This is a genomic window from Acidovorax sp. 106 (assembly GCF_003663825.1).
Classification (GTDB): domain Bacteria; phylum Pseudomonadota; class Gammaproteobacteria; order Burkholderiales; family Burkholderiaceae_C; genus Acidovorax.
Window position 1 is genome coordinate 3805660 of the sequence record NZ_RCCC01000001.1, and the last position, 24149, is coordinate 3829808.

Genomic DNA, 24149 nt, shown 5'->3' on the forward strand with positions numbered 1-24149 from the left:
AAAATCTATGAACATCACTTTTCGACAGCTGCGCCTGTTCCTGGCACTGGCCGAAACCGGCAGCGTCAGTGCTGCCGCCAAGGTCATGCATGTCACGCAGCCCACGGCGTCCATGCAGCTGCGCGAGGTGACGCAGGCCGTGGGCCTGCCCTTGTACGAAGTGGTGTCGCGCCGCGTGCACCTCACAGAGGCGGGTCAGGCACTGGCGGGCACAGCACGCGCCATCGCGGGCGAGTGGGATGCGTTTGAGCAGCGCGTTTCAGGCGCCAAGGGCCTGACCAGCGGGCGCCTCAAAGTCGCCGTGGTCAGCACCGCCAAATACTTTGTGCCGCGCTTGCTAGGCAGCTTTTGCAAGCTGCATCCGCACATCGACATCTCGCTCGAAGTGCTCAACCGCGACCACGTCATCACCCGCCTGCGTGCCAACCAGGACGACCTCTACGTCATGTCCATGCCGCCGGGCGACTTGCCGCTGGAAGACCATATCCTCATGCCCAACCCGCTGGTCTTCATCGCCCCTGCGGGCCATAAGCTGGCCGCCAAAAAGCGCATCCAGATCGATCAATTGCAGGCCGAGCGCTTCATCCTGCGTGAAAAGGGCTCTGGCACCCGCATGGCCACCGATGCCCACCTGCGCCAGCTTGGCTTTGCGCCCAGCGCTGTGCTAGAGCTGGGCAGCAACGAAGCCATCAAAGAATCGGTGGAGGGCCAACTGGGCGTCTCCATCGTCTCGCGCCACGCTCTCGGTGCCCATCATGAAGGCTTGGCTGTGCTCAACGTGCAGGGCTTTCCCGTCCAGTCGCAATGGCACTTGGTGTGGCCCAAGGGCAAGCAGCTGTCACCGATTGCCCAGGTGTTCAAGGGGCATTTGATGGGTGAGGTGGCGGGGTGGATGGAGGGCCGCTGAGGTTGCGGACCTGAGTTTTGGATAGACATCTCAGGCCGTGCACTACCTCAGCTCCATTCTGAGCGCAGCGGTTCTGTGCGCCACCTGCGCTTGCGCCTGTGCATGCAGTGCACAGGGCGTTGATATGGGTTTTTTTGACTGCTAGCGCTTATAGATAAAGCGCTGGCAGCTATTTTTTTTGATAGCGACTCAGACGCAATAGATCCCCATGGCCGCAATGCACCTGAGTCCGAGGTCAGAACGTGTGCAGCACCCCGGCCGTAATGCCTGTGGCGCGATCCTTGTTGGCTGCCCCTTGGTAGCCAGCGCGCCACTGGGTGCGGTCCAGTTCGGCATACAGCTTGGTGCGGCGCGACAGCTTGTACTCGGCAAACGCCACGGCGCGGGTGTAGCCATCGGCTTGCAGGCCGGTGCGCTGGCGGTTCATTCGGTACTCAGCTGCTGTGAGGTCCACCGCATCAGTCACCGACCAGGTGGCGCCAGCGGAGTGCACGCGCTGCACCGTGCGGGCGGTGGCAGAGGTGTCGCCCTGATGGCGAGCGGTGTTGACGGCCAGGCGTACGCTGCCCCACTGGTACGCCGCGCCCAGCGTGCTGGCTTGCAGCGGCAGCTCGCTGGCCGTCTTGAAGCGCTGGTGCGCCCCGGAGACGACCCAGCCTGCAGCGGCATAGGAGAGCCCTGCACCGACGGAGGACTGGGCCGAAGCGCGGCCGGTGTTTTCGCCGAAGCTGTACATCGCCCGGGCGGTGAGCGGGCCGAAGCGGCCCGTGTATTTGAGCGCGTTGTCCAGTCGGTAGGAGCCGCTGGAGGAGCCTGCCGCGCCGTATTCCACGCCCAGGCCATGGCTGCTTAAGGCTGCTGTGGCGATGTTGGGGTTGAACGATGCGAAGCGCATGCCCACCGGGTCCACCGGGCTGATGGCATCGGCCAGCAAGTTGGTTTGGCGCCCAGCGGTGACTTGCCCCCAGTCGCCGCCCAGCCCCACGGTGGCCGCGCGGTCGAAGAATTTGTTGGCATTGGCAGGGCTGCCGGTGTCCAGGTTCAGCCCGGTCTCCAAATTGAAGAGCGCATGCAGGCCGCCCCCCAGGTCTTCTCGGCCGCGCAGGCCAAAACGGCTGGTGTTGTTGACACCGCTGGCCACGCTGCTGGCCGAAGCGGCGCTGGGCGCGTTGGCTGCCGTCATGCCAGCGCTATGGCGCACGCCGATATCGGCAATGCCGTAGAGGGTGAGGCTGCTCTGGGCCAGTGCGAGGGCGGGTGTGGCCAGTGCGGTGGCCAGGGCCAGGTGCTTGGGGGTCATAGGTCTCCTTGTCTTTTGGTCTGTCGTCGTTGTGATTTGCGCGCAGCGCTGCGCCACACCAGGCAGTGCTGGTGCGCTAGTGAAGAGAAAGTGCTGAGCGGTGAGAGGCGCAGGCAGTGCGCGCCAGGCACGGCGCCGCCAGTGGGACAGCGCTGCCGTGCGCTGGGATCAGCGGGCTGCCGCAGGCTCCATGCCGGTGCTGCGCACGATGGCGGCTGCTGCAGGCGCGGCCAGAAAGCGGATCAGGTGCCGGGCCGCCTCCGGGTTTTGTGTGCCCACGGCTACTCCGGCTGAGAAGAACACCCGTTGCTGGACTTCATCGGGCAGAGGGCCCACGTAGTCCAGTTCTTTGAACGGCAGCAGTTCACTGACTTGCTGGAATCCAATCTCGGCATCGCCGCGCAGCACCACAGTGCCCACGCGCTCGCTGTAAATCTTGGTGGCCTTGTCTTTGATCTGCTCGGCCACGCCCAGGCGCTGGAACAGCTCGGTCGAGAGGTAGGTGCCACTGGCGCTGGCCGAGTAGGCAATCGATTTCGCGTTCAGCAGGGTTTGCTTGAGGGCGTCCACCGTGCTGATGTCGGGCTTGGGCGTGCCCTTGCGCACGCTCATGCCAATCATCGAGCGGGCCAGGTCCACACGGCTGCCGGGCTGCACCTTGCCCTGGGTGATGAGCGCCTCCAGCCCCGAGTCGGCCAGGATGACGATGTCGAACGCCTCGCCCCGGGCAAAGCGGCTAGGAATGGAGTCGGGGGCGGTGCCCATGGAGGCGCCGCGCGCCGTGACCACTTTGTGGCCTGTAGCCTGCTCGTACAGGGGAATGAGCTGGTCGTAAGCGGCTGAGAAACCGCCCGAGGTGATGACCCGGATCTCTGCTGCTTGCGCGCTGGACGGTGTGGCCGCGCCCAGGGCCAAGCCCAGGCTCAAAGCGGCGCCCAGCAGGGCACCGATGGCTCGGCGGCGGGGCAGGGTGTGGGCGGTTGTTGTTGGAAGGTTTTGCATGGTTTGTCTCCTGGTCGTTGTTGTTGTCTGCGGGTTGGAATGGGCGGCTGAACGGGTAGGTGGATGCCGCCGTTAGGGAATCAGTCGGCTGTGATCTTTCGCTCGCGGATGATGCGAGCCCACTTGGTGTTCTCTGCTGCGATGAATTGGCCCAGCTCTTCACGCGTGCCAGGGGCGGCCGTCTGGCCGTGCTTGAGCAGGTTCTCGCGCACCTCGGGGGTGTTGAGCACCTTCACCAGCTCGGTATTCCAGCGGTCCAGCAATGGTTTAGGCATCTTGGCGGAGGCCACGAATGCGTACCAGTTGGTGGCGTTGAAGCCTGGGAAGGTCTCGGCCACGGTGGGCACGTTGGGCAGGTAGGCCGGGCGGGTCAGCCCCGTGGTGGCCAGCGGGATGAGCTTGCCCGATTCGATGTGAGGCAAAGCCGTGGGCGGCGCCGCGTAGAACGAGGCCAGACGGCCGCCCAGCACGTCCTGCAGGGCCGGTGCACCGCCCTTGTAGGGCACATGCACGGTATCGATCTTGGCCACGTCATTGAGCAGCTCGCCCGCCAGGTGGGCGGCAGAGCCGGGGCCGGTGGAGGCAAAGTCCAGCTTGCCGGGCTCGCGCCGTGCCTTGGCCACAAACTCGCCCAGGGTCTTGATGCCGGTGCTGGCGGGCACCACCAGCACATTGGGGAAGGTCACGCCCATGGTGATGGGCGCCAAGTCCTTGAGCGGGTCGTAGCGAACGCTCATGAAATGGGGGGCAATGCTCAGGGGGCCAATGGAGCCAAACAGCAGCACCGTGCCATCTGCGGGGCCTGCTGCCACCTGGGCGTGGGCCAGGTTGCCCCCGGCACCGGGCTTGTTGTCCACGATCACACTTTGACCGATGTTCTCGCCCAGCTTCTTGGCAATCACGCGCGCTGCGATGTCTGCCGAGCCACCCGCCGCAAAGCCAACCACCATTGTCACGGGCTTCTTGGGCGGGAAGTCTTGGGCTTGGGCGGCTGTGTGGGCCAGTGGGAGGCAGGCCGCGAAGGCGGCTGCCACGATCAGGGGGCGTCGTTGCATGGTCAATTCCAGAAGGGGCCGAAACACGGTCGGCCGTGCGAAAGGCGCCAGTCTAGGTAGCGCGTAATAATCTGTGAATTGCAATTTATGAAACAACTATTGCATGCAGCGCATTAAATTCGATCTGGGAGAACTGCAGGCCTTTGTGGTTACGGCAGAAAAAGAGAGCTTTCGCCTGGCCGCCGAGGCCTTGTGCCTGTCTGCTCCGGCCCTGAGCCGGCGTGTGGAGCGGCTGGAGCTGGCCCTGGGGGTGCGTTTGCTGGAGCGCACCACCCGCAGCGTGGCGCTGACGGCCGTGGGGCAAGAGTTTTTGTTGGAAGCGCGTGCGGCCCTGGTGGGGCTGGACGAAGCGGTGCAGCGCGTGAGCGACCAAGTGCAACTGCGCCGGGGGCGCGTGGCGGTGGCTTGCATCCCCTCGGTGGCCACCCATGTATTGCCCCGCGTGCTGCGCGCCTTTGCGGTAGCCCAGCCCGAAGTGCAGGTGCATGTCATCGACGAAAGCGCCAGCCAGGTGCTGGACGCGGTGTTGCGGGGGGAGGCGGACTTTGGTCTGAGCTTTACCGGCAGCCAGGAGTCGGCGCTGCGCTTTGAAGCGCTGACCCGCGAACGCTACATGCTTGCCATGCCGCGCAACCACCGCTGGGCCGGCCGCGATGAGGTGGCCTGGTCTGAGCTGGCCGGGCAGCGCCTGGTGTCGGTATCGCGTGACAGTGCCAACCGGCTGCTGCTGGACCAGGCTACGGCCGACTTGCCCGAGCAACCGGTGGCCTGGTACGAGTGCAACCATGTCGCCGGCGCCCTGGCGTTGGTGGAGGCGGGTTTGGGTCTGGCCGTGCTGCCGCAGCTGGCGTTGTCGTCCGATTCGTCACAGGTCTGCGGCGTGCCCATGACGGCTCCAGACCTGTGGCGCACCTTGGGGCTGCTGCAGCGGCGCGACCGTGTGTTGGCCCCGGCGGCTGAGGCGCTGCGGCAGCGGCTGCTTCAATTGCGTGCGGTGGATTGAGGCATTGGCTATGGGCGCCACAGCCAGGGGCGCTGAGGCCGTTTCTCTTTGCCAGCGCTAACGCATTCTTTACAAAATAGCCAGCGAATTTCCATCGGACATGCGTTTTGGTAGCTATAGCGATACGACGGTGTAACGGAGTGCAATTGCTTCAGGATTCGACTGCGCCTCGCATAGGCTACGGCCCTCTTTACAAACAGAGGGCTTTCCGTGAGTTTTCCAGAAACAAAAAATCCATCCAACATCTCTGGCCTCTTCATGTTCTCCAAAACCACCACTGCAGCGCTCTGCGCTGCAGCACTGTGCGTGCTGTCGGCATGCGGTGGTGGAGGCGGGGGCGGCGATACCAGCCCGACCACACCGGTCACGCCTGGCAACCCAGTCACCCCAGGGGATACCACCCCCGTGACCCCGACCCCAGGGGCGGATGCCGGCTGTAGCGAAGACGGCAATGTGATGACGGTGGCTGGCAACACCGCCCAGATCGACGCCAACGTGTACCACACGGACGGCGCTACGGTCATTGCCACCCAGCAGCGAAAGCTCGCAACGTCCACTGGCGCGAGCTTTCGCGGCAGGACGGGCCTCTTCCTGGTGAACCAGGTCAATACCACCACCTACAGCAATGTGGCCATCAATGGATCGTTTGGCGGCGCCGTCATGACGACGACCGAGAACAATTATTCGAGCGTCGTTGGCGATGTGCGGCAGACCTACGGATTGACCGTATCGAATCTGTTCCAGGGCTCCACTACCACGGCCAGCAGCTATTTCACGCCGTATGCGTACACCGGGGGGCCGGTGAGCCCGGCCCTGAATACGCCTTACGTGGCCAGCTTCTCCACCACCACAGAAGCCGGTGGCACCACACAGCCTGCGCTGGCACAGACCAGCACCACCACCTACTCGGTAGAGTCGGTGACGGTGTTGGCTGGTACTTTCCCTGCGTGCAAGATCAAGGTCGAAGTCACTGGCGGTGCGACCGTTGGCAACGTCAGCTATGCGTGGCTGGTGGCCTCAGGCCGATACAAGGGCCTCTTCTTGCGCTCGGCCAATGCCAACGGCGTGAAGACCTCGGAAGCCACACGCCTGCTGGTGAACGGCCAGTAAGCCAATCAGTCCCCGGCATTGACCGGGCTTGCGCTGGCGCCTTGTGGGGGCTGCTGTGCCCGCAATCCAAAGCAAAACGCCCCGCATGCACAGGCATGCGGGGCGTTTTCTATGGGGGCTCTGATCTGTCACACCCGGCCGTACTCAGGCGGCTTTGGCGGCCTCTGCCTTTTGCGCCCCAGGTCGGCCAATGAAATAGGGCTCCAGCGGAATGTCGGTGCGTCCCGTCGCCATCAGCTCCGCCATGGTCTCGCCTACACCGGGGCTGATGGCAAAGCCTTCGCCGTTGAAGCCGAACGCATAGTGCAACCCAGGCACCTTGGCGCTGGGGCCCATGATGGGCTGCCAGTCGGGGGTGTAGCCCTCAATGCCGCTCCATACGCGAACCAGCTGTACATGCTCGAAAGCGGGGACAAAGCGGCGCAGTTCGCGCAACTGGCGCAGGATGTTGTCGGGCTTGACGTAGGCGCGCACATGGTCGGCATAGGCCGGGCCTTTGAGGCCACCGCCAAAGACGATGTTGCCGCGCGAGATCTGGCGGAAGTACAGCCCTTCGTGCTCGATGGGCGACGACAGCCCGATTGACGGGCCAATGGCGTAGGGCAAGGGCTCGGTCACACCCATCTGGGGGCCGCGCGGGTCCAGGTACACGCCTTCGCCAAACTGCTCTGCCATGCGGTTGGACCAGGCACCACAAGCTACCAGCATCTGCGGCGCACGGTAGCGGCGGCCGTCGGCCGTATGGGCGGTAAAGCCGTGGCCGTCGTGCTCCACCTTCAGCACTTCGGCGTGTTCCACGATGTTCGCTCCGGCACGGCGCGCTGCGCGGGCAAACGCTGGGCCTGCCAGGCGAGGGTTGGCGTGTCCATCTTCGGGCGAGTACGAGCCTGCCACAACCCCCGGCGCAAAAATGCCCCAGCGCTTGCGCAGTTGCTCGGCCGTATGCATTTCCAGCCGCAGCCCATAGGGCTTCACATCGTGCGTGTGTTTTTCAATGATGGCTGCCTGCTTTTCGGTGTAGCACACGCGCAGGTGGCCGTAGGGCACAAACTCGGCGTCTTCGCCCAGCAGGTCTTTGATGCGGCCCCATACAGCGCGGGCGCGGTTGGCCAGAGGGAGCTGGTGCAGCTCGCGGCCCTGGCGGCGCACGTTGCCAAAGTTGGTTCCGCTGGCCTGGCGGCCTACCAGTTCGCGCTCCAGCAGCGTGACGGACTTGCCGTGCTGGCGCAGGAAGAAGGCGGTGGTGGTGCCCATCAGGCCACCGCCGAGCACCAGCACATCGCTCTCCTGCGTGGTGGATGGGTTCGTATGAGGGTGTGCGCTGCTCATGGCTGCACCTCGCGGGTGTTCATCATCAACGGTTTGACGGGCGCCTGCGAGCGCAGGCGGCCCACCTGTTCAATGGGGATGCTGCAGGTGTGCGCGATGACTTCTGCAGCTGCATGGCCGCAAAAGCGCCCCTGGCAGCGGCCCATGCCCACGCGGCTAAAGGCCTTGGCGCGGTTGACTTCCTGGCTGTCCAGCTCGGTGACGCAGCGGCGCAGCTCGCCCGCCGTGACGGCCTCGCAGCGGCAGACGATGGCCTCGTCGGGCAATGCTGCTGCTTGCTGGTGCGGCCACGGAAAAGCGTGGATCAGCCCCTGGCGGAACCGGTCCATGGTGGTCAGCGTGCGGCGCAAGCCTGGGGCTTGCTCACGGTAGGTGGCTTGGCCTGCGGTGTGCGCTGCGTCATGCAGGGCTGCCAGCGCAGCGAGGCGACCAGCAGCCTCGGCACCATCAGCGCCCAGAATGCGTGTGCCATCGCCTGCCAAATAAACCCCTTGGGTGGAGCTGCGTCCGTCCTCGTCAATGCGTGGCAGCCATTGGCGGCTCTGGGGCTCGAACGCAAATTCGCACCGGGCCAGGTCGGCCAGTTGGGTCTCGGACCGCAGGTGCCATCCCAGGCCCACCGCGTCGCATTCAAAGCGCTGGGTGGCGCCCTGAGTGGTGCGCACCGTCACGGCTTGCACGCCCAGGGTGTCATCACCATCAATCTGAAGGGGTGTGACCCCCTGCAGAACGGGTACACCCGCAGCGCGCAGCCCACGGATCAGCCCCAGCCCGCGCAGTGCCAATGTGGGGCGGGCGAGCAGACCCATCAAGGCTTTGGCGGATTTGAAGAACGGTGCGGTGTCGAGCACGGCCACCACCTTGGCCCCTGACTGAACGTACTGCGAGGCCACCAGGTACAGCAGCGGCCCGCTGCCCATGAAAACGACCTGCGAGCCAATGGCGCAGGCCTGGGCCTTGAGGGCGATTTGCGAGGCACCGAGGCTGTAGCAGCCTGCGCGGTGCCAGCCGGGCACGGGCATGAGCCGGTCGGTGGCGCCAGCGCACAGGATGAGCGCGTCATACGCCAGCGTGGCGGGCTCACCCTGGCTCACTACATGCAGCGCGCCTGCCGTGTGGTTCCAGGCCAGGGTGTCAGGCCGGTAGTCGATGTGGGGGCGCAGCGTGTCAAAGCTGCTGTGCAGAGCCTGGGCCTTGTCGGCTTCGGTGCCGTAGAGCTTGATGTAGGGGCGCTTGAACCCTTCAGGCTGGCGGCGGTAAATCTGGCCGCCATCGCGGCGGCTCTCGTCCACCACGGTGGGGCGCAGTCCTGCTTCGACCACGGCCTGGGCGGCTCGCACACCCGCTGGGCCGGTGCCGACGATGACGATGCGGGGGGCTGTCATGCGTTGCCCTCGCTGGCCGGTGTTGCTCGCACGGGCAGGGGTTGCCCATGGCGTTGCAGCGATTCGGCCAGGTCTTGGGTCACCGGCCAGTGCAGTGCAGGCGGCCGCGTCAGCACAGCCATGCCTGCCATCACGGGGGTGGAGCATGCACGCAGGCGTTCGCCCTGGGGCGTCCACACCCAGCAGTCCTGGCAGGCACCCATCAGGCAAAAGCCTGCGCGCGGGCCATCGCCAAATTCGCTGTCGCGGGCGCGGCGGCCATTGCACATCAGGGCCACCAGCAAGGTGTCGCCCTCCAGTGCAGTGCAGGGCTTGCCATCGATGGTGAGGGGAGCAGCGGGCCGGTCGGCCTCGGCCAGCCGCACAAAGCGCGGCGGTGGGGTGTAGGCGGGTGCAGGCATGGGGTGTTGGATCACAGGTCAGCGCTGGTGCGGAAACAGGCGTTCGATGGGGCAGTGCGTCTTGATGAAGGGCGACTTGATGACGATGTAGCTGAAGTACTTGGCGATGCCCAGGTTGCGCTCCAGCAGGTCTTCGATCACTTCCTGGTAGTGGTTGACGCCACGGGTCAGAAAGCGCAGCAGGTAGTCATACCCGCCGCTCACCAGGTGGCACTCCAGCACCTCATCCACCTCGCGCAGCGCAGCTTCAAAGCGGGCAAAGTCTTCGCGGCGGTGGTCCGACAAGGTGACTTCGGTGAACACCGTGAGCGTGTCGCCCAGCTTTTCGAGGCGCAGGTGGGCACCGTAGCCTGCGATGTAGCCCGCCTGCTCCAGCCGCTTGACGCGGATGAGGCAGGGGCTTGGCGACAGGCCCACCGCGTCGGCCAAATCCACATTGGTCATCCGGCCGTTCTTTTGCAACTGGCCCAGAATGCGCAGGTCCAGGCGGTCGATCTTGAAGGCTTCGTTCATCATGGTGTGCAGGGGCTTGAAGAAAAGAGTGCATCCATTTTGCGGCTGCTCTGGTGCTCTGGGGGCTGTAGCGATGTGGTTTACACGTGTTCTTCTCGCACGCCTCAGTCTTTCAAGGCGGCCCGCACGTCGGGTGCAGCCAGCACATCGTCCAGGGTCTTCTTCAGGCGCTCAAACATCAGGCCGAAGTCCGACTCTGTGAAGGTGAGGGCGGGCGCAAAGCCGAGGATGTTGTCGCCAAACGCGCGGAACACGATGCCATTGCGGTAAGCCGTGGCGGCCATGCGGGTAGGCAGGTCCAGCGCGGCATCAAAGCCTGCCTTGGTGGTCTTGCTACTCACCAGCTCCAGCGCGCCCAGCAGGCCACGGTGGCGCGAATCGCCCACCAGCGGGTGGGCCAGCAAGTCGTCCAGCCCCTGGCCAAACGTGCTGGCCACGCGCTGACCGTTGGCCAGAACGCCGCCTTCCTCGTACAAGCGCAGTACCTCCAGTGCCACGGCGGCGCTCACCGGGTGGGCGGAGTAGGTGGCGCCATGGCCAATGGGCGCACCCTTGGGGGCGCCATCGGCAATGGCTGCGTACACCTTGTCGCTCATGAGTGTGGCACCCATGGGCACGTAGCCAGAGGTCAGGCCCTTGGCTACCGTCATCAGATCAGGCTCCACGCCTTCGGCGTCGCAGGCAAACATGGGCCCGGTGCGGCCAAAGCCGGTGATGACTTCATCCACCACAAACAAGATGTCGAGCGCCCGTGCGGCCTCGCGCATAGCCTTGAGCCAACCCTTGGGCGGCACGATGACGCCGCCCGAGCCCTGGATGGGCTCGCAAAAGAACGCGGCCACATTCTCGGCACCCAGCTCGGCCACCTTGGCCTTGAGGGCTGCGACGGACGCATCGATGATGGCTTGCCCGTCAGCTGGATTGGCTGCGCGGTAAGGGTTGGGCGAGGGGATGTAGTGCTGCGTGGGCAGGGGCAGATCAAACCCACGGTGGAACACCGGCAGCGCCGTGAGACCCGCGCCAGTGGATGACGATCCGTGGTAGCCACGCTCTAGCGCGATGAAATGCTTCTTGCCCGGTTTGCCCAAGGCGTTGTAGTACTGCACGATGAAGCGCACCGCAGCATCCACCGATTCAGAGCCGCCCAGCGTGAGGTACACGTGCTGCAGCGATGCGGGAGATATCTGCACCAGCTTGTCGGCCAGGCGAATGGCGGGTTCGCTGCTGAAGTGGAAGTACCCGGTGGCATAGGGCAGCTTGCGCATCTGGTCTGCTGCGGCCTGCACCACGCTCTCTTGCCCATAGCCCACGTTCACGCACCACAGTCCGGCGAACGCGTCCAGCAATTGCTGGCCTTTGCCATCGGTCAGCCAAATGCCTTGTGCAGCGGTGAGGATGTTGGGGCCGCGTTCTTCGTGCGTGCGCCAGGGCGCCACGGGGTGGATCAGGTGGGCGCGGTCCAGCGCGTCCAGCGCAGCGAGTTGGGGCAGGGCTTCAGAGTGGGTCATGGCATTCGTCGGTGGTGGGCAAGAGGCTTACGAGGGTCTGAAATCAAGGGGCGCCGGGGGCGTTGCCAACGCAGTTTCATGAAGACAAAGGTTAGGCCGATTGCCCCTCAACTTGGTGCTGCAATGGGGGGCTTTGGCAAAGCAGCCTGCGGTTGTTGGGGGCTCTACAGCAGATCGTTTGGTGTGCCCAGGTGTGGTGCACGGGCGCGCTACCCCGCCCCGAAATGCAGCAGCAGTGCACAAGGTTGAACGCCGATGGCTGCATGCTGTGGCCGCCTTCAGTAGCCGCGTGCGCGGTCCACAAGCCCTGTCATGGGCTCGCCTGCGTGAAAGCGGCGCAGGTTGTCGATGACCACTGCGGCTGCGCTCAGAGGCTGGGTCATGCTCGCAATGTGGGGGGTGATTTGCACCTGGGAGTGGCGCCACAGCGGGTGCGCGGTGGGCAGGGGTTCTGGGTCAGTCACGTCCAGCACGGCTTCGCTGAGCTGCCCCGTGGCCAGGGCGGCCAGCAGGTCGGCGGTGACCAGCTGCGGTCCTCGCCCCACATGCACCAGTGCAGTGCCCGCTGGCAAACGGCTGAACAGGTCTGCGTTCAGAAAGCCGCGCGTGGCATCGGTCAGCGGCAGCAGGCACACCAGTACGTCGAGTTTTTCGAGAAACGCAGGCAATTCGTCGCTGCCGGCGTAGCAGCAAATACCATCCATCTGGTGTTGTGACCGGCTCCAGCCCGCGCAGGCAAAGCCCAAGCCTTGCAGTGCCTGCAGCACGGCTTGCCCTAGCGAGCCCAGGCCCAGCACGCCCACGCGGCGCTGGCTGGCAGGGCGCACGGGCAGGGCCTTCCATTCACCGCGCTGTTGCTGACGGCGGTACTGGGGCATGTCGCGGTGCAGGTCCAGCACGGCGCGGGTCACGTACTCGACCATGCCTTGCACGATGCCGGGCTCCACCATGCGCACCACGGGCAGTGCGGGTGGCAGGGCGGCAAAGTTGAACTGATCGACGCCCGCACCCGAAGAGAACAACACCTGGAGGTTGGGAAAGCACTCCGAAATGTTCTCTGGCGGCTCCCACGCGGCCAGAAAGCGCACCTTTGCCGGATCGCCCATGTCGGGCCAGATGCGAAAGTCGATCTCGGGCGCCTGGGCGCGGAAGACCTCGGCCCACTGCCGGCCTCGCACCGGGTCAGATTTGTAGACAAAGGTGGCGGGCAGGGGGGCTTGGAGGCTCATGCGGTGGTGTGGAGTAGCAAGGAAAAAGGGCGAAGTCAGCCCACGGCCTGGGTGACGATGGCGAACAGCTTGGGTGCGTCTGCCGGGTGCTGCAAAGGCGTGCCACGCACCATGGTGGTGGGGGCGTCTACCCGCAGCAAGCCAATGCTTTCCAGCCATTCGGCCAAGCCGGAGTCAAAGTCAATATCAATGCGGGTGAAGTGGCCCGCATTCATGCCCGCGAGGTGGGCAATGAGGGCTTTGGCGCTCTCGGCATCGGGGGCCACCACAGGGCCAATGATGTGTCCGCGTCCAAAGCGGCGCAGTATGGCAAAGCCTTGCTGGGTGCCGTCATGGTCCAGCACCACGCAGGCATCGGCCTGGGCCAGCAGGTCTTCTATCAAGGCATGCCGGGGCATGCCACGCGCATCCGTGTCCAGTTGCTGCAAGGCGACAGCTTCGTTTTGGCCTGCAGGGCGCAGGCGCCAGCCGGTGGGCAGGGCAATCAGCGGGGTGGGCTGCGCCACGCCCTGGTGCTGGCGCACTTCACCGGTGCGCACAAAGCCCAGCCGTTCGTACAGGCCTCGGCCTTCGGCGGTGGCATGCAGCAGCACCGTGCAGTCGTCCATGCCATCCAGCAGCGCCGTCATCAGGCGGTGGCCAATGCGGCGGCCCTGGCAGGCGGGCGTGACGATCACCAAACCAATAGTGGCGTGCGCAGGGCCCCAGCGCCAGCGCTGTGCGGTGGCCAGGATCTGGCCATCGCGCTCGGCGACCAATCCCTCCGCGTGGGCAAACACCTGCTCCCAGTCGGTGAGGCGGTGGGGCCAGCGCAGCTCGGCCGACAGGGCGTGGGCGCTGGGCAGATCGGCTTGCGTCATGGGGCGCAGCAGCACGCCATCGTCTGCAGGGGCGGCGTTTTCCAATGCTGGAAAAGGGGACTTCAAGTGCATGTGCGGCAACCTCTTGTCAGTGAAATGGCTGCCTATCTTGGCCGACAAAGCGCCTGCGCACCAGCGTGAATCAGGGTTTGCCAGCAACTTGCAAGCTTCATCTGTACGGCCTGTGGCTTTTGCAATTCGCTGCGGCAGCAGGGGCGCTTACGGCGACAAATGCTGGGGCTTCCTGCCTAGCATCAATGGCGGATTCGGCCAGGGCTTGGGGGTGCGTTGCTGCGGCTCGTGTTGCTCCTGGGCCAGTGGTTGCCTTCCTTGCCATTTCGCTTTCTTTGCCTTCTCATTTTGGGTGCCCGTATGTCGTTATTTGATCCCCGCTCCATCGCTGTCAGTAGCGGCCACTTCATTGGTGGCCGCCTGGTGCAAGACACCCCACGCCTTGGTGTGCTGCGCCCCTCTGACGGGCAAATGCATGCCGAGTTGCCACTGGCTGATGCCAGTACTGTGGATGCGGCGGTGCAAAACGCCTGGCAGGCCTGGCGCAGCAGCGACTGGGCTCGCCGCGCGCCGCGTGACCGTGCCCGCGTGTTGCGCCGCTGGGCTGATCTGATCGACGCCGATGTGGCCCTTTTGGCACCGTTGGAGGCCGTGTGCTCTACCCGCCCGGTGCGTGACGCCACGGCTTGGGATGTGCCTTTTACGGCGGAGGGGCTGCGCTTTTTTGCCGAGTACGCCGACAAGCTGGGCGGCGATGTGGCTGCCACGCGGCACGACCACCTGGGGCTGGTGGTGGCCGAACCCTATGGTGTGGTGGGTGCCATCACGCCTTGGAATTTCCCGCTGGTGATGATGTCCTGGAAGGTGGGCGCTGCGCTGGCTGCGGGCAACGCGGTGGTGCTCAAGCCCTCAGAGATGACACCATTTTCTGCTGTGCGTCTGGCAGAGTTGGCTGTGCAGGCCGGTGTGCCTGCAGGCTTGTTCAACGTGGTGCAGGGCGATGGTCGCATCACGGGCGATGCGCTCACCCGCCACCCTCTCATTGCCAAGATGACGTTCACTGGCTCCACGCGCACGGGCGCGGCCATCATGGCCAGCTGCGCGCTGCAAGGCCCCAAGCCTGTGACGCTGGAGCTGGGTGGCAAGAGCCCGCAACTGGTGTTTGACGATGCTCCGGACCTGGACCGCCTGGCGGGGATCATTGCCGGGGCCATCACTGGCAATGCCGGGCAGGTGTGCGTGGCGGGCTCGCGCCTCATCGTGCAGCGCGGCATTGCGGTGCCCTTGGTGGATCGCATTACGGCCAGGTTTGCGGTCTTGCGCCCCGGCGCCACCTGGGATGCCGATGCCACGCTGCCCCCCATCATCTCTGCGCCCCAAGCGGCGCGCATCCTGGACATTGTGGAGCGCGCACGCGATGCAGGCGCGCAAGTGCGCTGCGGTGGTGGCCTGTTTGATGGTGGGCCGGGCGGTGCGTACTTCCAGCCCACATTGATGGAGGGCGTGACGGCCTCCAACCCAGCGGTGCAAGAGGAAATCTTTGGCCCGGTGCTCACGGTGCAGACTTTTGACACGGAGGAAGAAGGCTTGGCTCTGGCCGCGCACGAGCACTATGGCCTGGCCGCCGGGGTGCACACCGCTGACATCGGCCGGGCCCTGCGGGCCATGCGGGGTATCTCTGCGGGCACGGTGTGGATCAACCGTTATGGGCGCAGCGCCGACTTCGTCATCCCGACCGGCGGCTACCACCAGTCGGGCATTGGCAAGGACCTGGGGCGCCAGGCGGTCGAGGCCAATTTGCGCTTCAAAAGCGTGCTCATCGACTTCGCTGCAGCGCACTAATGGTGCGGGTCTGCACGCATGCAGTGCACACCGCACGGCATGCCGCAGCCCCCCACTCAAAGCGCAACTTTCTGGCGTGGACAGGGCCCATTTCCCAACATGTTCTGCGCAGTTGCATGCTCCAATGAATTTGTAATAACTCTGTCGCAAACAGTAATTTAGTGATGCGACCCGCTGCGGTCGGTGACCGTTCAAACTGGAATCGAGACCATGACTTTTCGCCCCAAGTACGTGACCTTTGACTGCTACGGAACACTCACCCGCTTTCGCATGGGTGAGATGACGCGTGAGCTGTTTGCTGACCGGATTCCTGCCCAGCACATGGAGCAATTCATTGCCGACTTCACGGCCTATCGCTTCGATGAAGTGCTGGGCGACTGGCAGCCCTACGAGGTGGTGCTCAAGAACGCCGTGCGCCGTCTGTGCAAGAAGTGGAAGATCCAGTACTTCGACGCGGATGGCCAAAAGTACTACGACGCCGTGCCCACCTGGGACCCGCATGCCGATGTACCCGCAGGCCTGGCCAAGGTGGCCAAGGAGATCCCGCTGGTGATCTTGTCCAACGCCGCAGACGACCAGATCCAGAAGAACGTGGCCATGCTGGGTGCCCCATTCCACCGGGTGTACACCGCGCAGCAGGCCCAGGCCTACAAGCCGCGCCTCAAGGCCTTTGAGTACATGCTCGACTCGCTGGGTTGCAACCCCGAAGACGTTCTGCACGTGTCTTCCAGCCTGCGCTACGACCTCATGTCTGCCGACGACATCGGCATCAAGAACAAGGTGTTTGTGAACCGGGGCCACGGCCCTGGGAACCCTGCGTATGGCTACACCGAGATCCAGGACATTGGCGGCCTGCCCGGTGTGGTGGGCCTCTGACGCCCACGATGGCCCAGCCCCCTTTTTTCTATTGCTGACCTGTCCACACCATGAAGCTCGACTCGTACTGGAATGATGCCTTGCCCCTGTGGCCTGCGGCTGCTACAGGGGGTGCACGCAGCCTGCCTGAAACGGTCGATGTGGCCATTGTGGGCGGTGGCTTTACCGGCCTGTCGGCGGCGCTGGCCCTGGCCCGCAAGGGCGCCCGTGTGGTGGTGCTGGAGGCCGGCCCCACCGTGGCGCCCGAGGCATCGGGCCGCAATGGCGGGCATGTCAACAACGGCTTGGCGGTTGACTACGCCGATGTCGCTGCCAAGGTGGGGGTGGACACTGCGCGCGCCTGGTACCACGCTTACGACGATGCAGTGAACACCGTGGACCGCCTAGTGCAGCAGGAATCGATTGATTGCGACTTTCTGCGCCACGGTAAGCTCAAGCTGGCCACGCGCCCCTACCAGATGGACGCGCTGCAGCGCAGTGCAGCGCGCCTGGTGGCAGATGGCGTGGACACCGATGTAGAGATACTGAGCGCTGAGCGTGTGCGCGCCGAGGTGCAAAGCGAGCGCTTTCACGGCGGCTTGCTGTACAAGCGCAGCGCGCAGATGCACATGGGCCGTTTTGCCCACGGGCTGGCCCAGGCGGCCGAGCGCCACGGCGCCACCATTTGCACCCACACCTGCGTCAACCGACTGGAGCGCTTGCAAGGACAGGCGCACCGCCTGCATACGGCGCACGGCGTGGTCACGGCCCAGCAGGTGCTGCTGGCCACGGGCGCATCGCGCCACGGCGGCTATGGCAGCTTTGGCTGGCTGCGCCGGCGCATCGTTCCCATTGGCAGCTTCATCGTGGTCACCGAGCCTTTGGGGGCTGAGCGCGCCTACGCTTTGCTGCGCGAGCGCCGCACCTACACCACCATTGCCAACATCCACCATTACTTCCGGCTCACGCCAGACCACCGGCTGGTGTTTGGTGGGCGCGCACGTTTTGCCATCTCCAGCCCACAGTCGGATGCGGCCAGCGGCGAGATCCTGCGTGCCGGTCTGGCCGAGACCTTCCCGCAGTTGGGGCCTGTGCGGCTCGATTATTGCTGGGGTGGCTTGGTGGACATGACCCAGGACCGCCTGCCGCAAGCGGGCGAGCGCGATGGCCTGTTTTATTCGATGGGCTACAGCGGCCATGGCACGCAGATGTCGGTGCACATGGGTGAGCGCATGGCCGAAGTGATGGCGGGCAATGCCGCTGCCAACCCCTGGAAAGGGCGCCATTGGCCCGCCATTCCGGGCCACTTTGGCCCCCCTTGGTTTCTGCCTGCCGTGGGCCTGTATTACAGGCTCAAAGACCGACTGGCGTGATGCCTTGTTTGCTGACAACCGAATTTGCCCCGCGTGATTTTTTAATAACCACAACCCCTGACCCCCACCCTTTTCAACCAGGAGAGCGACCATGAGCGATAGCCACAAACAGTTCGAGAACCTTGTCGGTCCCAGCGAGAGCATGCGAGTGATGGAATCGCTCAAGCGCGGCGCGTCTCGCCGCGATGTGCTCACCATGCTCATGGCCTGCGGTATGCAGGCGGGCGCAGCGGGTGGCTTGGCAAGTTTGGCCACCTCTGCCCATGCACAAACGCCCAAGCGCGGCGGACGCATTCGGGTGGCAGGTGCAACTGCGGCCGCCACCGATACGCTGGACCCTGCCAAGCAGTCCAACCAGACCGACTACTCGCGCGGCAGCATGCTGTACAACGGTTTGACGTCGCTGGACGGATCGCTCACACCCCAGCCTGCGCTGGCCGAATCGTTCACCACGCAAGATGCCAAGACCTGGGTGTTCACGTTGCGCAAAGGGGTGGTTTTCCATGATGGCAAGGCCCTGTCGCCTGCCGATGTGGTGTTCTCCATCCTGCGGCACAAGGACCCCGCCACGGCATCCAAGGCCAAGGTGCTGGCCGACCAGATTGAGACGGTGCGCGCAAGCGGTCCCAATGAGGTCACTATGGTGCTGTCCGCCCCCAATGCCGACCTGCCCGTGATCCTGGGTACCTTCCACTTTTGCATCGTCAAGGACGGCACCACCGACTTCAATGCAGGCATTGGTACTGGCCCCTACAAACTCAAGGAATTCAAGCCCGGCGTGCGTTCGCTGGTGGTGCGCAATGAAGCCTACTGGAAGCCCGGCAAGCCCTATCTGGACGAGATCGAATTCGTGGGTATCGGCGACGAAACGGCGCGCGTCAATGCACTGCTGTCTGGTGGTATGGACTTGGTCGCCTCGGTGAACCCCCGTTCCGTGGCCCGCGTCAAGGGCACGCCGGGCTACGCCATCTTTACTACGCAGTCGGGCCAGTACTCTGACCTGATCATGCGCAAAGACATGGGGCCTGGCATGAGCCCTGACTTTGCGATGGCCATGAAGTACCTGTTCGACCGCGAGCAGATGAAAAAGACCATTGCCCTGGACTACGCCGTGCTGGGCAACGACCAGCCCATTGACCCGACCAACCGCTTTCACTTCAAGGACCTGCCACAGCGCAGCTTTGACCTGGACAAGGCCAAGTTCCATCTGCAAAAGTCCGGCGTCACCGGCAAGATCCCCATGGTGGTCTCGCCCGCAGCCATGTATTCGGTGGAGATCGCGCTGCTGCTGCAGCAAGCCGGCCAGCGCATCGGGCTGGACATTGACGTCAAGCGCATGCCAGCCGACGGCTACTGGTCCAACCACTGGCTCAACAGCCCCGTGGGCTTTGGCAATGTCAACCCCCGCCCCAGCGCCGACACCATCCTCACGCAGTTCTTTAAGTCCGATGCGGCCTGGAACGAATCGCGCTGGAAGAGCGAAAAGTTCGACCAACTGCTGCTGGCCTCGCGCGCCGAGACCGATTTGCCCAAGCGCAAGCAGATGTATGCCGACATGCAGACCATGATCCACAACGATGCGGGCATTGGTATCCCGCTGTTCCTGGCCAGCATCGACGGCCATTCGACCAAGCTCAAGGGTTTGTCGCCCATTCCGCTGGGCGGCCTGATGGGCTACTCGTTCGCCGAGCACGTCTGGCTGGACGCCTGACGCACGGGGCCCGGCACACTGCCATGGAAGGCTTTGCATGAACCGCGTGATTCTCTCGCTGCTGGCCAAGCGCCTGTTCTTTGCGCTGCTGTCGCTGCTGGCGGTGTCGGTGATCGTGTTTTCGATCACCGCCGTGCTGCCCGGCGACGCTGCGCAAGAGCAGTTGGGTCAGGAGGCGACCCCTGAGGCTTTGGCGGCCTTGCGCGCCCAGATGGGGCTGAATGTGCCCGCACCCGAGCGCTACTTGAAGTGGCTGGGGGGCGTGGTGCGCGGTGACCTGGGGCAGTCCGTCACCACGCAGATGCCAGTGGGCGAACTGGTGGGCAGCCGCCTGCCCAACTCGTTGCTGCTGGCGGCGGTGACGGCGCTGTTCTCTGTGCCCATTGCCCTGGTGTTGGGTATTGCCTCTGCGGTGTGGCGCGGCTCGTGGCTGGACCGCGTTGCGTCGGGCCTCTCGGTGGCCGTGGTGTCGGTGCCGGAGTTTCTGGTGGCCACGCTGGCAGTGCTGGTGTTTGCGGTGCAGTTGCGCTGGCTGCCTGCACTCTCGTACGCCAGCGATATTGAATCGCTGGGCCAGATGCTGCGTGCCTTTGCCATGCCGGTGCTTACCCTGTGCTGCGTGATCGTGGCGCAGATGATGCGCATGACCCGCGCCGCAGTGATCGACCAGCTAGAGGCTCCTTACATCGAGATGGTGCAGCTCAAGGGGGCATCGCCCATGCGCATGGTGCTGGCCCACGCACTGCCCAACGCAGTGGGGCCGATTGCCAACGCCGTAGCGCTTTCGCTGTCGTATCTGTTGGGAGGGGTGATCGTGATTGAGACCATCTTCAACTACCCCGGCATCGCCAAACTGATGGTCGATGGCGTCACCCAGCGCGACATGCCACTGGTGCAAACCTGCGCCATGATTTTCTGCACGGGCTACCTGTTGCTCGTCACGCTGGCCGATGTGTGCGGCATTGTGGCCAACCCCCGTTTGCGCCACCGCTGATGAGGCCAGGAGCGAACCATGCACATACCAAAACATCGGCACATGCTGCTGAACACCGCCGAAACCACGGGGATCTTTTGATGGACACACTTCCTTCTTTGGCCGCCCCGGCGGTCCCCGCTTCCCGCCGCAGCGGGGTGGGGCGTTGGCTGGCAGGCTTTGGTTTTTCCGGGTTGGTCGGGCTGGCCATTCTGGTGTTCTGGCTCGCCACGGCGCTGGTGGGGCCTGCGCTGCTGCCCAGGTCGCTGGTGGACTTGCAGGCGTCTGTGGTCTATGCCCCCATCGATGCGACCCATTGGCTGGGCACCGACTACCTTGGGCGCGACATGCTGGTGCGCGTGGTCCAGGGCGCTCGCTACACCGTGGGGCTGGCACTGGTCGCCACCCTGCTGGCCAGTGGCACAGGCACGGTGCTGGCGCTGCTGGCCGCATCCAGCGGGCCTGTGCTGGATGCGGTGTTGAGTCGCTTGCTCGACACGCTGACCTCCATCCCCAGCAAGATGTTTGCGCTCGTGCTGGTGGCGGGCTTTGGGTCTTCAGTGGGCATGCTGGTGTTTACGGCCGCGCTCATCTACGTGCCTGGGGCCTTTCGCATCGCCCGCTCGCTGGCCGTCAACATCAATGCGCTGGACTACGTGACGGTGGCCCGCACACGCGGTGAAGGCAAGCTCTACATCATGCTGCGCGAGATACTGCCCAACATCATTGGTCCCATGCTGGCCGACCTGGGCCTGCGCTTTGTGTACGTGGTGCTGTTGCTGGCCAGTCTGAGTTTTCTGGGCCTGGGCATTCAACCCCCCGAGGCCGACTGGGGCTCGCTGGTGCGCGAGAACATCGGGGCGCTGTCAGAGGGCAGCTCTTCGGTGATTGCCCCTGCGTTGGCCATTGCCAGCCTGACGATTGCCGTCAACCTGGTGATTGACAATCTGCCGGGCCGCGCGGCCCGCGAACGTTAAGGAGCCCGGCATGGGTGCACCCGTCATCGTAGAAGGCCTGCACATCACGGCAGGCGACCAGACCTTGGTCGATCATTTGAGCTTTGCCATTCAGCCCGGCGAGGTGCTGGCGCTGATTGGCGAGTCGGGCTCGGGCAAGACCACCACGGCCCTGGCCTTGATGGGCTATGCCCGGCGTGGCTGCGCCATCTCAGCGGGCAGCGTGCGCATTGGCGATACCGACGTGCTCCAGCTCTCGCCCGCAGGGCAGCGGGCCTTGCGGGGGCGCACGGTGTCGTACATCGCGCAGAGTGCTGCGGCATCGTTCAATCCATCGCGCACCCTCATGGACCAGGTGGTGGAGCCTGCGCGCATCCACGGCACGCTGACGCGTCAGGAGGCCGAGAGCAAGGCTGTGGAGCTGTTCCGCGAACTGGCTTTGCCCAACCCCGACACCATTGGCCAGCGCTACCCGCACCAGGTGTCGGGCGGGCAATTGCAGCGGCTGATGGCGGCCATGGCCCTCATCACCGACCCCGATGTGGTGATCCTGGACGAGCCCACCACAGCGCTGGACGTGACCACGCAGATCGAGGTGCTGCGCGCCTTTCGGCGCGTGGTGCGCGAGCGGCAGGCCACGGCGGTGTATGTGAGTCACGACCTGGCCGTGGTGGCGCAGATGGCCGACCATATTTTGGTGCTGCGCGGCGGCAAGGCGCAGGAGGTCAACACCACCGCCCGCATCCTGGCCGAGCCCGTACACGACTACACCAAGAGCCTGCTGGCCGCCGCCCGCCCCGCGCCGCGTGCCACAGAGCATTGCAAAGGGCAAGGGGAGCTGCTGCTGGATGTGCGCGAGCTGTCTGCGGGCTACGGTGCGGTGGATGCCAAGGGCCAGCCCGCCACACTCATCCTCGAAGACATCAACTTCAAGCTCTATCGCGGCCAGGCCATCGGGGTGATTGGTGAGTCGGGTTCGGGCAAGACTACGCTGGCGCGGGCGATTGCAGGGCTGATCGCGCCGTGCAAGGGCGCCATGCTGTTCAACAACCGCGAGCTCAAACCTGACCTGGGGCAGCGCAGCAAGGAAGAGCTGCGGCAGATCCAGATCGTGTTCCAGATGGCCGACACGGCGCTGAACCCCTCACAGACCATCGAGCGCATCCTGGCGCGCCCACTGCAGTTCTACAAAGGCCTGCAGGGGCCCGCTTTGCAACGCCGTATCCATGAGCTGCTGGACCTGGTGCGCTTGCCGCACAGCGTGGCCCAGCGCCTGCCGGGTGGGCTCTCGGGCGGGCAAAAGCAGCGGGTGAACCTGGCGCGTGCGCTGGCGGCCGAGCCCGACCTGATCCTGTGCGACGAAGTCACATCGGCCCTGGACACGGTGGTAGGCGCTGCCGTGCTGGATTTGATGGCCGACCTGCGCCGCGAGCTGGGCGTGTCGTACCTCTTCATCAGCCACGACCTGCACACGGTGCGTGCGGTGTGCGATGAAATCATCGTCATGCAGCATGGCCGCAAGCTCGACCAGGTGGCGCGTGCCGACTTTGACAAGGGCCCGCACCACCCGTACTACGAGCTGCTGGCTGCCTCGGTGCCCGAGCTGCGCCAGGGCTGGCTGGAGGAGCGTGATCCACAGCGCTTGGTTGCGGCCCCAGCGCTGGCCATGACTGCCTGACCGTCAAACTCACCCAGCCCTCAAGTCTCCAAGGAGCACCCCATGATTCCCGCATTCCGCATCGCCGTATTGCCCGGAGACGGCATCGGCAAAGAAGTGATGCCCGAAGGCCTGCGCGCCATTGAGGCCGCCGCCGCCCGCTTTGGCTTTGAGCTGCAACTGCACACCTTCGAGTGGGCCAGCTGCGACTACTACGCCCAGCACGGAAAAATGATGCCCGACGACTGGAAAGCCCAGCTCTCGGGCATGGACGCCATCTTCTTTGGCGCCGTAGGCTGGCCCGCCACCGTGCCCGACCATGTCTCGCTGTGGGGGTCTCTGCTCAAGTTCCGCCGCGAGTTCGACCAGTACATCAACCTGCGCCCCGTGCGTTTGTTTGAAGGCGTGCCTTGCCCCCTGGCAGGCCGCAAGCCTGGCGACATCGACTACTACGTGGTGCGTGAGAACACCGAAGGCGAATACACGTCGCTCGGCGGCATCATGTACGAGGGCACCGACCGGGAAATCGTCATCCAGGAATCGGTCTACTCCCGCCACGGCGCCAACCGCCTCTTGAAGTTCGCCTTCGACCTGGCCCAAAGCCGCCCCAAAAAGCACGTCACCCTGGCCACCAAGAGCAACGGCATCGCCATCAGCATGCCCTGGTGGGATAAGAGGGCGGACGACGTCGCCAAGGACTACCCCGAGATCACCCTGGACAAGCAGCACATCGACATCCTCACCGCCCGCTTTGTGCTGCAGCCCGGCCGCTTTGATGTGGTGGCGGCGACCAACCTGTTTGGCGACATCCTCAGTGACCTGGGCCCGGCCACCACCGGCACCATTGGTCTGGCCCCATCGGCCAACCTGAACCCCGAGCGCAACTTCCCCAGCCTGTTCGAGCCCGTGCACGGCTCCGCGCCTGACATCTACGGCAAGAACATTGCCAACCCGATTGCGATGATCTGGTCAGGGGCGCTGATGCTGGACTTCCTCACCCAAGGCCAGGGCGCGGGGAGACAGGCCCACGATGCCATCGTCAGCGCCATTGAAGAGACGCTCAAGGGCGGGCCGCGCACGCCGGACCTGGGGGGCACGGCCAACACCACGCAGGTGGGGGAGGCCATTGCACAGCGCATTGCGCAGGGCTGATCGGCTGCCTGTCAAT

21 protein-coding genes are annotated in these 24149 nt (G+C 64.7%); 11 read left to right on the top strand and 10 right to left on the bottom strand.

Going from position 1 to position 24149, the window contains the following annotated elements:
- Positions 1-7 precede the first annotated feature (7 nt).
- Entirely contained in the window at positions 8-907 is a 900-nt protein-coding gene (locus C8C98_RS16850) for a LysR family transcriptional regulator (RefSeq protein ID WP_121455225.1), read from the top strand.
- Positions 908-1142: 235 nt separating this feature from the next.
- Here the strand turns inward: C8C98_RS16850 and C8C98_RS16855 are convergent, their stop codons facing one another.
- From C8C98_RS16855 to C8C98_RS16865, 3 genes are all read right to left on the bottom strand, one after another.
- Positions 1143-2207, bottom strand: coding sequence for a porin (locus C8C98_RS16855; protein ID WP_121455226.1), 1065 nt, complete (start codon positions 2205-2207; stop codon positions 1143-1145).
- Between the two features lie 168 nt (positions 2208-2375).
- Entirely contained in the window at positions 2376-3209 is an 834-nt protein-coding gene (locus C8C98_RS16860; RefSeq protein WP_121455227.1) for a substrate-binding domain-containing protein, read from the bottom strand.
- 80 nt (positions 3210-3289) lie between these two features.
- Positions 3290-4264, bottom strand: a complete 975-nt coding sequence (locus C8C98_RS16865; RefSeq protein ID WP_121455228.1) for a tripartite tricarboxylate transporter substrate binding protein — start codon at positions 4262-4264, stop codon at positions 3290-3292.
- 103 nt (positions 4265-4367) lie between these two features.
- Between C8C98_RS16865 and C8C98_RS16870 the strand changes: the two genes are divergently transcribed.
- Both C8C98_RS16870 and C8C98_RS16875 read left to right on the top strand, forming a co-directional pair.
- Positions 4368-5267 (top strand): LysR family transcriptional regulator, encoded by a 900-nt coding sequence (locus C8C98_RS16870; RefSeq protein WP_121455229.1) that lies wholly within the window; start codon positions 4368-4370, stop codon positions 5265-5267.
- Between the two features lie 258 nt (positions 5268-5525).
- Positions 5526-6377, top strand: a complete 852-nt coding sequence (locus tag C8C98_RS16875) for a hypothetical protein (protein WP_147436386.1) — start codon at positions 5526-5528, stop codon at positions 6375-6377.
- A gap of 144 nt (positions 6378-6521) precedes the next feature.
- Here the strand turns inward: C8C98_RS16875 and C8C98_RS16880 are convergent, their stop codons facing one another.
- The 7 genes from C8C98_RS16880 to C8C98_RS16910 all read right to left on the bottom strand — a co-directional run bounded on the left by C8C98_RS16880 (position 6522) and on the right by C8C98_RS16910 (position 13674).
- Positions 6522-7706 (bottom strand): FAD-binding oxidoreductase, encoded by a 1185-nt coding sequence (locus C8C98_RS16880; RefSeq protein WP_121455231.1) that lies wholly within the window; start codon positions 7704-7706, stop codon positions 6522-6524.
- Positions 7703-9091, bottom strand: coding sequence for an NAD(P)/FAD-dependent oxidoreductase (locus C8C98_RS16885; RefSeq protein ID WP_121455232.1), 1389 nt, complete (start codon positions 9089-9091; stop codon positions 7703-7705). Before C8C98_RS16885 ends, C8C98_RS16880 begins: the two co-directional genes overlap by 4 nt.
- Positions 9088-9492 (bottom strand): (2Fe-2S)-binding protein, encoded by a 405-nt coding sequence (locus C8C98_RS16890; protein ID WP_121455233.1) that lies wholly within the window; start codon positions 9490-9492, stop codon positions 9088-9090. Before C8C98_RS16890 ends, C8C98_RS16885 begins: the two co-directional genes overlap by 4 nt.
- 18 nt (positions 9493-9510) lie before the next feature.
- Positions 9511-10005: an Lrp/AsnC family transcriptional regulator gene (locus C8C98_RS16895; RefSeq protein ID WP_099658574.1), complete on the bottom strand. Its 495-nt coding sequence runs from the start codon at positions 10003-10005 to the stop codon at positions 9511-9513.
- 104 nt (positions 10006-10109) lie between these two features.
- Positions 10110-11513, bottom strand: coding sequence for an aspartate aminotransferase family protein (locus tag C8C98_RS16900; protein WP_121455234.1), 1404 nt, complete (start codon positions 11511-11513; stop codon positions 10110-10112).
- A gap of 278 nt (positions 11514-11791) precedes the next feature.
- Positions 11792-12724 carry a glyoxylate/hydroxypyruvate reductase A gene (locus tag C8C98_RS16905; RefSeq protein WP_121456336.1) on the bottom strand — a complete coding sequence of 311 codons (933 nt, stop codon included), beginning with the start codon at positions 12722-12724 and terminating at the stop codon, positions 11792-11794.
- A gap of 53 nt (positions 12725-12777) precedes the next feature.
- Positions 12778-13674, bottom strand: a complete 897-nt coding sequence (locus C8C98_RS16910; protein ID WP_121455235.1) for a GNAT family N-acetyltransferase — start codon at positions 13672-13674, stop codon at positions 12778-12780.
- Between the two features lie 300 nt (positions 13675-13974).
- Here C8C98_RS16910 and C8C98_RS16915 point away from each other — a divergent pair, with 300 nt between their 5' ends.
- The 8 genes from C8C98_RS16915 to C8C98_RS16950 all read left to right on the top strand — a co-directional run bounded on the left by C8C98_RS16915 (position 13975) and on the right by C8C98_RS16950 (position 24133).
- Positions 13975-15456, top strand: coding sequence for an aldehyde dehydrogenase (locus C8C98_RS16915; RefSeq protein WP_121455236.1), 1482 nt, complete (start codon positions 13975-13977; stop codon positions 15454-15456).
- 210 nt (positions 15457-15666) lie between these two features.
- Positions 15667-16332 carry a haloacid dehalogenase type II gene (locus C8C98_RS16920; protein ID WP_099655149.1) on the top strand — a complete coding sequence of 222 codons (666 nt, stop codon included), beginning with the start codon at positions 15667-15669 and terminating at the stop codon, positions 16330-16332.
- A gap of 50 nt (positions 16333-16382) precedes the next feature.
- Positions 16383-17684: an FAD-binding oxidoreductase gene (locus tag C8C98_RS16925; protein ID WP_121455237.1), complete on the top strand. Its 1302-nt coding sequence runs from the start codon at positions 16383-16385 to the stop codon at positions 17682-17684.
- 91 nt (positions 17685-17775) lie between these two features.
- Positions 17776-19395 carry an ABC transporter substrate-binding protein gene (locus C8C98_RS16930; protein ID WP_121455238.1) on the top strand — a complete coding sequence of 540 codons (1620 nt, stop codon included), beginning with the start codon at positions 17776-17778 and terminating at the stop codon, positions 19393-19395.
- 37 nt (positions 19396-19432) lie between these two features.
- Complete coding sequence (locus C8C98_RS16935; RefSeq protein ID WP_121455239.1) at positions 19433-20389, top strand: ABC transporter permease; 957 nt, start codon at positions 19433-19435, stop codon at positions 20387-20389.
- A gap of 80 nt (positions 20390-20469) precedes the next feature.
- Entirely contained in the window at positions 20470-21345 is an 876-nt protein-coding gene (locus tag C8C98_RS16940; protein WP_121455240.1) for an ABC transporter permease, read from the top strand.
- 10 nt (positions 21346-21355) lie between these two features.
- A complete protein-coding gene (locus C8C98_RS16945) occupies positions 21356-23002 on the top strand; it encodes an ABC transporter ATP-binding protein (protein WP_121455241.1) in 1647 nt (548 codons plus the stop codon).
- A gap of 42 nt (positions 23003-23044) precedes the next feature.
- Positions 23045-24133 carry a tartrate dehydrogenase gene (locus C8C98_RS16950; RefSeq protein WP_121455242.1) on the top strand — a complete coding sequence of 363 codons (1089 nt, stop codon included), beginning with the start codon at positions 23045-23047 and terminating at the stop codon, positions 24131-24133.
- Positions 24134-24149 lie beyond the last annotated feature (16 nt).